Origin of the sequence: Deferribacter thermophilus, assembly GCF_049472675.1 — a bacterium.
GTDB classification, from domain to species: domain Bacteria; phylum Chrysiogenota; class Deferribacteres; order Deferribacterales; family Deferribacteraceae; genus Deferribacter; species Deferribacter thermophilus.
In genome coordinates this window covers 253,797-265,752 of the sequence record NZ_JAPNXM010000002.1, presented here as the reverse complement: position 1 = coordinate 265,752, position 11,956 = coordinate 253,797, and the positions used below count along the sequence as shown (strand labels likewise).

The 11,956-nt window shown below is 28.5% G+C and carries 13 protein-coding genes, 2 tRNA genes and 1 pseudogene; 7 read left to right on the top strand and 9 right to left on the bottom strand.

What is annotated here, in order from left to right; genetic code table 11:
• Positions 1–1,302, bottom strand: a 1,302-nt coding sequence (locus OWM07_RS03490; protein ID WP_423302274.1) for a B12-binding domain-containing radical SAM protein, incomplete at its 3' end; no start/stop codon positions are given.
• 195 nt (positions 1,303–1,497) lie between these two features.
• Here OWM07_RS03490 and OWM07_RS03485 point away from each other — a divergent pair.
• Positions 1,498–1,862 (top strand): annotated as a pseudogene (locus OWM07_RS03485) (transposase); the annotation flags it as partial.
• A gap of 181 nt (positions 1,863–2,043) precedes the next feature.
• On the opposite strand, the gene OWM07_RS03480 reads toward OWM07_RS03485, so the two are convergent.
• Positions 2,044–2,117: transfer RNA gene (locus OWM07_RS03480), tRNA-Arg, on the bottom strand.
• An 84-nt stretch (positions 2,118–2,201) separates the two neighbouring features.
• Positions 2,202–2,286: transfer RNA gene (locus OWM07_RS03475), tRNA-Leu, on the bottom strand.
• 116 nt (positions 2,287–2,402) lie between these two features.
• Between OWM07_RS03475 and OWM07_RS03470 the strand changes: the two genes are divergently transcribed.
• Genes OWM07_RS03470 through selB form a run of 5 tightly spaced genes read left to right on the top strand, consistent with a single transcriptional unit; the run spans position 2,403 to position 8,216 of the window.
• Positions 2,403–3,302, top strand: coding sequence for a chemotaxis protein CheV (locus tag OWM07_RS03470; RefSeq protein WP_423302273.1), 900 nt, complete (start codon positions 2,403–2,405; stop codon positions 3,300–3,302).
• Positions 3,299–4,060, top strand: coding sequence for a tol-pal system protein YbgF (gene ybgF, locus OWM07_RS03465; protein ID WP_423302272.1), 762 nt, complete (start codon positions 3,299–3,301; stop codon positions 4,058–4,060). Before OWM07_RS03470 ends, ybgF begins: the two co-directional genes overlap by 4 nt.
• Positions 4,053–5,021, top strand: coding sequence for a LysM peptidoglycan-binding domain-containing protein (locus OWM07_RS03460; protein ID WP_423302271.1), 969 nt, complete (start codon positions 4,053–4,055; stop codon positions 5,019–5,021). The genes ybgF and OWM07_RS03460 overlap by 8 nt, the downstream gene beginning before the upstream one ends.
• 10 nt (positions 5,022–5,031) lie before the next feature.
• Positions 5,032–6,396: an L-seryl-tRNA(Sec) selenium transferase gene (selA, locus tag OWM07_RS03455; RefSeq protein ID WP_423302270.1), complete on the top strand. Its 1,365-nt coding sequence runs from the start codon at positions 5,032–5,034 to the stop codon at positions 6,394–6,396.
• Positions 6,372–8,216: a selenocysteine-specific translation elongation factor gene (selB, locus tag OWM07_RS03450; protein WP_423302269.1), complete on the top strand. Its 1,845-nt coding sequence runs from the start codon at positions 6,372–6,374 to the stop codon at positions 8,214–8,216. Before selA ends, selB begins: the two co-directional genes overlap by 25 nt.
• Before the next feature lie 2 nt (positions 8,217–8,218).
• On the opposite strand, the gene OWM07_RS03445 is transcribed toward selB, so the two are convergent.
• Positions 8,219–8,824 carry a LolA family protein gene (locus OWM07_RS03445; RefSeq protein ID WP_423302268.1) on the bottom strand — a complete coding sequence of 202 codons (606 nt, stop codon included), beginning with the start codon at positions 8,822–8,824 and terminating at the stop codon, positions 8,219–8,221.
• Between the two features lie 66 nt (positions 8,825–8,890).
• Here OWM07_RS03445 and OWM07_RS03440 point away from each other — a divergent pair, with 66 nt between their 5' ends.
• Positions 8,891–9,241: a response regulator gene (locus OWM07_RS03440; RefSeq protein ID WP_423302267.1), complete on the top strand. Its 351-nt coding sequence runs from the start codon at positions 8,891–8,893 to the stop codon at positions 9,239–9,241.
• Here OWM07_RS03440 and def read toward each other — a convergent pair.
• From def to rplU, 5 genes are all read right to left on the bottom strand, one after another.
• Positions 9,226–9,744, bottom strand: a complete 519-nt coding sequence (gene def / locus OWM07_RS03435; RefSeq protein ID WP_423302266.1) for a peptide deformylase — start codon at positions 9,742–9,744, stop codon at positions 9,226–9,228. The genes OWM07_RS03440 and def overlap by 16 nt on opposite strands.
• A 54-nt stretch (positions 9,745–9,798) precedes the next feature.
• The gene (locus tag OWM07_RS03430; RefSeq protein ID WP_423302265.1) at positions 9,799–10,245 is read right to left on the bottom strand and encodes a DciA family protein; all 447 of its coding nucleotides are present in this window, start codon (positions 10,243–10,245) and stop codon (positions 9,799–9,801) included.
• A complete protein-coding gene (gene obgE / locus OWM07_RS03425; RefSeq protein WP_423302263.1) occupies positions 10,229–11,245 on the bottom strand; it encodes a GTPase ObgE in 1,017 nt (338 codons plus the stop codon). Before obgE ends, OWM07_RS03430 begins: the two co-directional genes overlap by 17 nt.
• Before the next feature lie 95 nt (positions 11,246–11,340).
• Positions 11,341–11,601, bottom strand: a complete 261-nt coding sequence (gene rpmA, locus OWM07_RS03420; protein ID WP_423302262.1) for a 50S ribosomal protein L27 — start codon at positions 11,599–11,601, stop codon at positions 11,341–11,343.
• Positions 11,602–11,610: 9 nt separating this feature from the next.
• Positions 11,611–11,925: a 50S ribosomal protein L21 gene (gene rplU, locus OWM07_RS03415; RefSeq protein ID WP_423302261.1), complete on the bottom strand. Its 315-nt coding sequence runs from the start codon at positions 11,923–11,925 to the stop codon at positions 11,611–11,613.
• Positions 11,926–11,956: the final 31 nt, after the last annotated feature.

Sequence of the window (11,956 nt, the reverse complement as noted above, 5' to 3'; positions counted from 1 at the left end):
TCTGTCCCAGCTTAACAGCGAACATAGCATTATATTTAAGTAACATAAAAAATAAATACCATAATAATTCGTAGGAGAATATATTGTATTAACAATTTTTAAATAACCATCTACTAATTTCTTTGGTTCAATTTTTGGTATAAAATTGAAAAAAATATCAGTATTATTACCAGTAAATATCACATCAACTAATCTATTCTCCTTTTTCAATCTTTCATATAATTTAGTCCCAGGAGGTGCATTTAATATCCCAACCATAGCAGAAATAATCCCACTTTCCTGAATAAAATTAATCTGTTTTTCAAATACATCCTCTTGGTCATTATCAAATCCAACAATAAAACCACCTTGCACCTGTAAACCTTTATTATGCAATTTTTTTATAGAATTTAACATATTAACTTTTATATTTTGAAATTTACTGCTTTCTTTCAAGCTTTCTTCATTTGGTGTTTCTATTCCAATAAATACAGTATCAAACCCTGCTTTTATCATTAAATCGATTAACTCATCATCTTCTGCTATATTAATAGAAACCTGTGTTAAAAACTCAAAAGGGTATCCTTTATCTTTCATCCATAGTATCAGTTTTGGCAATAAATCGTTTTTTACCTTATTCTTATTAGCAATAAAATTATCATCTACAAAAAAGACGCCACCTCTCCAACCCAAGTTATAAATTTTTTCAAGTTCTAAAATGATTTGCTCAGAAGATTTTGTCCTAACTTTATGACCAAACATAGATGTGACATTACAAAAATCACAACTAAAAGGGCACCCCCTAGAATATTGAATACTCAATGTTGCATAGTCATTAATATTTTCTATAAGCTCCCAATAAGGAATGGGTGATACTCTCAAATCAACAAAACTCTCAGCCTTATAAACTTTAGATGTAATACCATTCATAAAATCTTCAATCATTTTATGCAAAACAATCTCACCTTCACCAATTATTAAATAATCAATTTCACTATATAATTCGTATTCTACAGTAAAAAGAGGACCACCAGCTGCTATTTTAACACCATATTTTTTACACCTTTGAATTACCTCATTTGCAGAAGCTTTTTGAACAGACATTGCACTTATCAAAACCAAATCTGCCCATTTTATATCATCATCTTTTAATTCTTTAATATTCATATCTATAAGCTTAAGATTCCAATCTTTTGGTAACATTGCAGCAATTGTCAATAAACCAAGAGGTGGTAAACTTGTTTTCTTATTTATAAAAGATAGGGCATACTCAAAACTCCAAAATGTCTTTGGATATCTCGGATAGACCAACAATACATTCATAATTATATTTTATACCATCAAAATTTACAAATCAACAAAACTTAAAAATACAAAAGTAGTGTATAAGAATTTAGTGTAAGAATCGAAAAAGAGGTATATCTCCTGCAATCTACTAATGCACACAAAAAACAGAAAAAGGAGGTATTCCCCAATGAATAATTATAATTTAGCTGAATTATTTGAAAAATGAATGGTTTTTTGAGTAATTATGAAAAATTTTGCAGGAAATGGTCAGCAAAATATCCAGAAATGATTGCTTTATGGGAAAAGGATTTACCAGAATTAATGACATATTTGAAATATCCAGCTTTAATGAGCCTTATATTTATACTACTAATCCGTTAGAGAGGTTTCATAAAGAGGTTAAAAGGAGGACAAAAGTTATAAAGGTATTTAATAATAAGAAAGCGTTAGAGAAGGTATTATTTTTAGTAATATTAGAGATGAATGACAGTTACAAATCACGAAAGATGAAACATTGGGATTATTTTTTAGCAGTATTGAGAAATAAACGGGCTGAAAAATACAGTAGATTACAGGAGGATAAAAATCTTACATAAAATTAGTTGCACTATGGGATGTTACACAACAGACTTATATGCCGATAAATTTCATAACCAATCTACTTCTATAAAGGCACTTAATAATTTTGTATAAAATCTTCCGTAAAATCAAATATATAAAGGTAACACCAAAAAATATAAAGATCAGAATCTGTCTGCAACTTATTGATAACAAAGACGCCCCCGAGAGGACTCGAACCTCTGACACCAGGATTAGGAATCCTGTGCTCTATCCTCCTGAGCTACGGGGGCAATGTGCGAATTCTTTAAATGGTTTTATGAGTTTTGTCAAGGATTTTACAAAATATTTTGAATTATAAACAAAAAAAACAAGAATGCCGGAGGGGGGACTCGAACCCCCACGGGATTGGCTCCCACTGGATTTTGAGTCCAGCGCGTCTACCAGTTCCACCACTCCGGCTTGACTTTGCGATATATAGTTAACTTTTATAACTTTGTCAAGTTATTAAACTTGAATAAGATTATTTATTATGTTATTATAGTTTAAGAAGTTATATTATACTTTTGGAGCGTATTTTGGCTTTAGACCACGATATATTGTTAGAAGTTGGTACAAACGAATTTGAAGTAGTAGAATTTATTATAGATGCTGATAAAAAATATCATTTCGGTATAAATATTGCCAAAGTTAGAGAGATTATCAGAATGCCAGAAACAGTCCGTATTCCAAATGCTCATCCAGCTATAATAGGATCTGCAAATATTAGAAACAAAATTATACCAATAATTAATTTGGCTCAATGCCTTAACCTAAAAACAGATTTTTACCCCAAAAAATCAAAAGTTATTATTACTTATTTTAATCACAAATTTCACGGTTTTGTTGTTGATGATATTAACAGAATACATCGAGTAAAATGGGCTGACATAAAAGATTACTCAAGCATAGCCGACTTTAGACTTGCAGAAACTGTTTTGGGAGTAGTAAAAATTGAAGATAGATTAATTCAGTTGTTAGATTTTGAAAAAATAGCTTCAGAAATAAATCCTGACACAAATTTTGATGAAGTAAGTATAGATTTTTCATTAGCTGATAAAAGAAAAAATAAAACGGTATATATTGCAGAAGATTCACTTGTTATTCGTAAACTATTAAAAAATACTTTAAAACAAGCAGGATATATTGTCCAAGATTTTGAAAACGGAAAAAATCTATTGAATGCTGTAAAAAGCCAATTGCCTGATTTAATCGTAACTGACTTAGAGATGCCTGAAGCTGATGGTACATTTATTATAAGAACAATTAGAGAAAAAATGAAAATATTAAACATACCTATTGTTGTGTTTTCCTCTTTAGCAAGTGAAGAAAATGAAAGAAAAGTTTTAAGTATTGGAGCAAATATTTTTATAGGTAAGCCAGATTTGAATATATTAGTTAACACAATAGATAAATTTTTGATAGAGGGGGTAAAATGAAACATAAAAAGTTATTTTTAACAATTATTTTATTAATATTTTTAATCTCATGTGCTCAAAATAATGAGGTCATTAAGCAATCAATATCAAACCTAAACTCAGATATAATGAATTTACAAAAATCCATTGCTGAGTTACAGTTAAATATTCAAGAATTAGATAGAAAAATAAATGTAAATAGCGAAAATATTAAAGTAAATTCTGAAGCAATTGCCAAATTAAAAAATGAGCTAAATAATTTAAACTATAAGTTTGAAACAATAAAACAAAATACTAACAAACAAATAAGCATTAAACCTAACAAAAATGAGAATGTTAATACTTCCAAAAATACAGAATCAAGTGAAATTATTATTATCGAAGATAATACAACTGATAAAACTTCACTATATTCTTATTCGTATGAACTTTATATGCAAGGGAAATATTTTGAAAGTATGAATAAGTTTAACGAATTTTTAAATAAATATCCTAACGATGATTTGTCTGATAATGCGCTTTATTGGATTGGTGAAATTTATTACAGCCAAAAAGACTATATAAAATGCATAGATAATATGAAAGAATTAATTAAAAAATACCCTCAAGGCAACAAAGTGCCTGATGCATACTTAAAAATGGCTTATGCCTATTTAGAGATAGGAGACCAGGATAACGCTGTAAAGTATCTTAAATATTTATTAGATAATTATCCTGCAGCAAGAGCTGCTAATTTAGCAAAACAAAAATTAAATGAACTTGGAGTTGGTTATGAGTAAAATAATTTCTATTATCACAATAATTTTTATTTTTTCTTGTTCACTACTTTTTGCAGAAAATTACACTGTTAAAAAAGGTGATACTCTGTGGGACATATCAGGGAAATATTATGGGAACTATTTTCTTTGGCCAATTTTGTGGAAATATAACACAGACATAAACAATCCAGATCTAATTTTTCCAAAGCAAAAGCTCATTATACCAATTTTAGATGATAAATTTGAAAAGATTAATAAAGATTCATCAATTCTTTTGAAAAAGACAGAAAAAAAAGAAAATATTAATAATCAATCTGAATCATTAATGAGAGTTCATTACTCACTAAGTAAATTAAAGTTAAACAGTTTTGAGTTTATAAAAGATAAACTTCCAAACTGTAAAATACTATCAGTAGAAGAAGGAAAATATTATGCCTCTACAGGAAATATTATTCGCATATTAAATAACGATTATGATATTAATGATCATATTGTGTTATACCAGCAAATTGAAAAAATAGATAAAAATGAATACATAATGAAAGTTACAGGTTATGCTACCATAAAATCTATTGAATCAGACAATACTGCTTTGGCTCTCATTAATAAATCTTATGAACCAATTAGCAAAGGTTTTTACTGTGAGAAAAGTCAAGAATATATGATATCACTATCAAAACAGTTTAAAGATATTGAGAATAAAAAAGAAGGGAAAATTGTTTATTTTACAGATGGTGTAAGATTTGCTTCTGAAGGGCTTAATGCTATCATATATGATGAAAATAACACAGCAAAAGTTGGAGACATTTACACTATTTACAAAACAATTGATGAGGGTGGTTATAAAAGAAAAATTTACTCAGGTGAAGCTCAAGTTATTTTCAAAAGTGGAGATTATTTAACAGCAAGAATAATCAAAACAAATTTAGAAGTAGGTTTAGGGGATACAGCAGTTTTAACAAAAATTATTGTTATGAAATAAAAATGCAAAAATGAATTTATTTAGGAATATACCCAAAAAAGATAAGCTGTTATCCTATTTTGATTTATCATATAACAGAAAGATTATTAGTTATCTCATTGATAATGAATTAGATTTATTAAGAGAAAAAATCAAAAATAATGAAAAAGTAGAAATTAATGAAGCTAACTTTAGCTCTAACATAAAAAAACAATATAACGATCTAATAGAAGGGACACTTAAATATGTAATTAATGCCACAGGGATTGTATTACACACAAATTTAGGAAGAGCACCCATTTCTGAAAATATTATCAAGAATGTTCTAAAAGTCCTATCTGGCTATTCTAACTTAGAATATAATTTAGATTTAGGCGAAAGAGGTGAAAGATATCATCATGCTGTAGAATATCTAAAAATTTTAACGGGTTGTGAAGATGCCATAATTGTAAACAATAATGCTGCAGCAGTTTTTTTGATAAATAATACATTTAATAGAAATAAAGAAGTTTTAATATCAAGAAGCGAATTGGTAGAAATAGGTGGCAGTTTTAGGATACCAGAAGTAATTAAAAATAGTGGCGCTATACTAAAAGAAGTTGGAACTACTAACAAAACAAAAATCTCAGATTATGAATCGAATATTACAGAAAACACGTCAATGATAATGAAAGTCCATAAAAGTAATTATGCCATTATAGGTTTCTTCGAAGAGGTTGATTACAAAGATATTCCTCAACTTGCTAAAAAATATAATATCTTATCATATTGTGACCTTGGTAGTGGAAGTCTAAACCATATAAAAAATTGTAATGAACCTCTATTATCCGATTTGATTGGATATGGTTACGATTTAGTAAGTGCCAGTGGTGATAAACTGCTTGGCTCAGCTCAATCTGGCATTATTTTAGGAAAAAAACACTTAATAGATGAATTGAAAAAAAACCAGCTTTTGAGAATGTTAAGAGTTGATAAAATCACTTTAGCAATATTACAAGAAACCTTAAAATTGTATTTATTAGAAAAATTTGAAGAAATCAAAACAAACCAGCTGTTTTCGCAATCTCTTGAAATTCTTAAAAAAAAGGCTACAAAACTTAAAAAATTGATAACAAAAATAGAAAATACAAACCAATTAGATATAGAAATTAAAGAGATAGAAACTTACTCTGGTGGTGGCAGCTGTCCAATGATAACCCAACCATCTATCGCACTGTTCATTACTCATAAATCACTAAAACCTCACCTATTAGAAAAAATGTTAAGAAAATTTAAACCACCAATAATCTCTCGTGTCCAAAACGATAAATTAATTTTAGATGTTAGGACTATCTTTGAAGAAGATTTACAAACAATAGCTAATGGTCTATCATGGGCTATAAATCAGTTATTATAGGGACTGCTGGCCATATAGATCACGGCAAATCTTCTCTTGTTAAAGCGCTCACAGGGATTGATCCTGACAGATTAAAAGAGGAAAAATCAAAAGGGATTACAATCGATTTAGGTTTTGCACATTTTAAAGCTGATAATCTTGTTATATCCTTTATAGACGTTCCTGGTCATGAATCATTAGTTAAAAATATGATAGCTGGTGCAACAAATTTTAATATCGCTCTTTTAGTAATAGATGCAAAAGAAGGGATTAAAGCTCAAACTATAGAACATTGCAATATCATTAATTATTTAAATGTAGAAAATTTAATTATTGCTTTAAACAAAATAGATTTAGTTGATAACTCTCTTATTAACCAACGAATTAACGAAATAAATTTATTTTTATCAAAATACAACTTTAAAAATATTGATTTAATCAAAACATCAATAAATGATAAAACCACTATGGAAAATCTAAAAAACACAATCATAAAATACGCAAAAAATTATTATGATAATAAAATACATTACCCTTTTCTAATGCATATCGATAGAGTTTTTAGTTTAAGAGGGTTAGGAACAGTTATTACAGGAACTTCAACCTTTGGCACTCTGAAACAAAACGAATTAATTACAATATCTCCTCTAAATAAAACTGCCAAAATTAAATCTTTACAAAACCACGGACAACCCATTGAAAAAATTTTACCAAACATGAGAGTTGCCATAAATCTGAGTGATATTAAAAAAGATGAAATATTAAGAGGCCATATCGTTCATAAAGGGGATTATTACTCTACCCAAGTATTTTATTCTCAAATAAAACTATTTGAAAATATTCATAAAAATTTCACCATCAAAACAAATAAAAAATATCTTCTATTTTTTGGAACAGATTCAACCTATGCAAAAATAATATTACTTGATAAAAAAGAGATAAAAAAAGGCGAAGAAGCATTTGCTAAAATTATTGTAGAAAAAGATATTATTACATACCCTACTGAGAAAATGCTAATTAGAAGCGGTTCACCTCAATTAACGATAGCTGGTATCACTACTTTATTCTGTGATGATATAAACCTAAATAAAAAGGATTTGATTAGTTTTCTAAATACAATCGCTAAAAAAGATTACAAAACAGCTCTGTCGATACTGCTCAAAAATACAGGATACTATATCTTTAAAAATCAACATCAGTTCCTTCATCTGACAACTGATGAGTTTGCTAATTTGTTAAATGAGCTAAATATTAGCAAATTATCAAATGTAATCTTTTATAAAAACAAAATTAACTACATTATCGAAAATATATTAAATAAAATAAAATTCTCTGAAATTATAAGTCTGTCTGAATTTGAAAACTTTAATCAATTGCCAGAATTATTGAAAAATTATGTTATTGATACAATAAAGGAAAAATTACCAAAAAATGAATATACAATAACAGGATACATAATTAATAAAAATAAACTAACACCTTTTGAAAAAAAGGCTTATGATATCTTAAATACCATGAAACAAAATCTTTCTATAACAAATGCCACAAATATTTCTGAAACTTTTAATATCCCTAAAAATGAAGCAGAAAAAATAATCGTTTTCTTACAAAATAGGGATAAATTAAAAAAACTTGCTGATAATATTTACATACCCGTTAACTCTTTAAACAAAATTTTATCAAGCTGCATAGACCTTGCTAAAAAAGAAGGCTACATTGATATAAAAAATATAAAAAATGTTGTTGAAGCTCCCAGAAAAACAATCATTGCGATATTAGAGTACTTAGACAAAACTAATCATTTTATAAAAAAAGATAATAAAAGATTTCTTAAACAATAAAACTATTTAGTATAATCAAATATTTCTGTATCTAAAGGAACTACCAGATTGAAAACTTTATCATCAATTTTTTTATTAACTTCAACATTTTGAAAAACTATTTCTGTGATATTGCCAGAATTATCTTCACTTTTTATTCTTTTTACAAAGATATTATCAAATTGTAATATTATATACAAAATACCGATCTCTTCTTTAGGTGTTAATTTAAATTTTCTATCCTCTAAAAATTCAATTTTAAAGTTTTTCTTCAAAGTGGACAAATCCATAATAAGTTGCAAAACAACATTATCTTCCAAATTTATCTTTTGCCTCATTAATTGTTTTAAACTACTATCATAATATTCCATAATATTTTTATTAAAAAAATAAAATTGCCAATAAGGTTTTTCATAATTCCACAAAAGTTTTTTACCTTTGATAAGATAAACTTTTCCAGAGTAATATTCTTCATCAAACCCCTTTATCAAAGTTTTCTGAACAAACTCAGCTTCCAACAAAAAAACATTAGAATATTTGCTTAATAAAACATCAACAGCATCTGCATTAACAATTATTGGTAAAAAAAGAATGTAGATTATAAAAAGAATAATTTTATTTTTTTTCATTTACAACCCTTTCTAATTTTTGTATAAAGATTATATTAAATACACAAGAATTGCAAGAGGCTGATTATGAATATCTTGTTGATCGATGATGAACATACCTTTCATGATATCGTTAACTTATTAGCCCAAAGACTTAAATTTAATTTTATATCAAAAAGTTCTGGAGAACATCTACAAGAAGTATTAGAAAGCCACAAAATTAATTACGCATTTATTGATTTAAATCTTAAAAATGAATCTGGTTTAAAAATAATTGAGTTAATAAACAAGCTCTCTCCAGAAACAAGATGTTTCATCTTTTCATCATCAAACGTGATTTGTACAGATAAAAATATAAAATTTGAAATACTTGATAAACACAAACTCGTAGATAAAATTAAAGAGCTTTGTGATAAAAACAATCAATCTAATACATAATCACCAGCAGCTATTCTCTTTTTAATATGTTTTTGAATTGTCTCTCTTTTTGTGGGGGTCAATCTATCTAAGAAAAGAACTCCATTCAAATGGTCAATCTCATGTTGAAAAGCTCTAGCTAACAAATCTTCTGCCTCAATCTGAATTTCATTCCCATCAATATCTAAACCTTTCACTAATACTTTTGCTGCTCTTCTAACATTTGCATATTCACCAGGTATACTTAAACAACCCTCCTCAGCAATTACTTCACCTTCAGCCTCTACAATGACTGGATTGATTATTTTTATAAGCTTTGTTTTATCCTCACCAGCTGTTGGATCAATTACAAGTATCCTTTCATTTACCCCTACTTGAGGAGCTGCAAGCCCCACACCTGGAGCGGCATACATAGTATCAACCATATCATCAATTAATTTTTTCACTCTACCATCTATATTTTCCACCTCTTTTGATTTCCTTCTCAAAATTGGATTTGGGTATTTAACAATTTTCAAAACCATTTATTACCTCCTTTACTCTAAACTATAATAATTTTAATTTAAAATTAATCAATATTAAAAATCGTTTTTTAAAAAATCTTTATATGAATATCTTTTGAAATATGCCAACATCGCATTTCTAAACTTTTCTCTTAATTCTTCATTATTTATTTTACTTGCTAGTCTCTCAACTATCATTTTTTCCTTATCTGTTGGTTCTTTAAGTAAAATTTCTTTATCTTTTCTTCTATTTTCTTTATGAAGCATAATTATTTTTATATCTTTAACATCAATGTTATTATTTCTTAATTTATTTATTATATCATCCTTTAAGAAAAAAAATTCATTTTTCAAAATATGTTCCCATGTTCCTATATACAGCACACCATCTTTTAAAAATAAAGGTGTCGAATACCTTGCCAAAAAATCTCCCCCAACCTCTCCCCAAAGCTTTACCAATGACAAAGTCCGACTTATATTCTCTGGTAAACTGTTTGATAAAATCTCATTTATTCTTTTCATTTAATCTTGCTATCTCCTGTTCAACCCTTTTTAATAAATCTTTCACACCATCTCTGGTTATAGAAGATATTTCAAAATAATCATCTTTTTTTCCTATTTTATCAATATAATTTCTAAAATTAGATAAAAACTCATTATTTGCTACATCAAGTTTTGTAGAAACAATAATCTCTTTTTTCTTTAACAAATCTAAAGAATAATTTTTTAATTCTTCTCTTATTTTTTCATACCTTTCTTCCATAGGTGTTTCAAAATCGGATGCATCAATAAAGTGCAATAATAATCTTGTTCTTTCTATATGCCTTAAAAACTGAATACCAAGGCCAACGCCTTTATGTGCTCCCTCAATCAATCCTGGCATATCAGCTATCACAAAACTTTCACCATACTCACCTTTTACTACCCCAAGATTTGGAGTAATAGTAGTAAAAGGGTAATCAGCTATTTTTGGTCTAGCAGCAGAAACTACAGAAATAAAAGTGGATTTACCTGCATTAGGATAACCTATAATACCCACATCTGCTATCAATTTTAGCTCTAACAGCAATATCTTTTCTTCACCAGGTTCACCCTCTTCTGCAATCCTTGGTGCTCTTTGAGTGGGAGATACAAACATTTTATTACCTCTACCACCTTTACCCCCCTTAGCAACAAGCACCACCTGACCATGTTTAGTAATGTCTGCAATTATTTCACCACTTTCAAAATCCTTTACTATTGTTCCAACAGGTACTTTGATATATAGATCTTCCCCTTTTTTCCCATGTTGGTCTTTTCCTCTACCATGCTCACCACGGGATGCTTTATAAATTGGATTAAATGTAACATCTAAAAGGGTTGATTTACCTTCATCACCAACTAAATAAATATCCCCACCATCCCCACCATTTCCGCCATCAGGGCCACCTCTAGGGACAAACTTTTCCCTTCTAAAACTTACACAACCTCTTCCGCCATCTCCTGCTTTTACATGAATTTTTGCTACATCAATAAATTTCATAAACAAACTCTTTTTTTTATTTTATAATATAGATTTTACTAAGAACTACAACAGGAAAAAATGCAAGAAAAAAAAGCCCCTTAGCGGGGCTTTATTTAGACTCTTTCAGGATATACTGAAACAAATTTGCCCATTCTCCCTTTATCTTCAAACTTCACATAACCATCAATAAGAGAAAAAATTGTATAATCTTTACCAAGCCCTACATTTTTCCCAGGTTTGAATTTTGTACCTCTTTGTCTTACAATTATATTTCCTGCTCTTACAAGCTCACCACCAAACTTTTTAACACCCAGCCTTTTACTTTGGCTATCTCGACCGTTTTTAGTACTACCACCAGCTTTCTTATGAGCCATTTAAGCCTCCTAACCTACTTTGATATCTTTAACTTTAATCTTAGTATAATACTGTCTATGACCGTATCTTTTTTTATAATCTTTTCTTCTCTTTTTCTTAAATACAAGAATCTTTTTATCTCTCCCATGTTCTAAAACTTCTACTGCAACCTTTGCATTTTCTACAACAGGTGTCCCAAGAACCAAATCTTGTTCAGTAGCCACTGCTAATACATCTTTTATCTCAACAGTTGAGCCTGTATCAGCATTTAGCTTTTCTACCTTCAAGACATCTCCAACCTTTACTGTATACTGCTTTCCGCCAGTCTTGACAATAGCAAACATTTATTATCACCTCCATTTTAGACATAAGTAT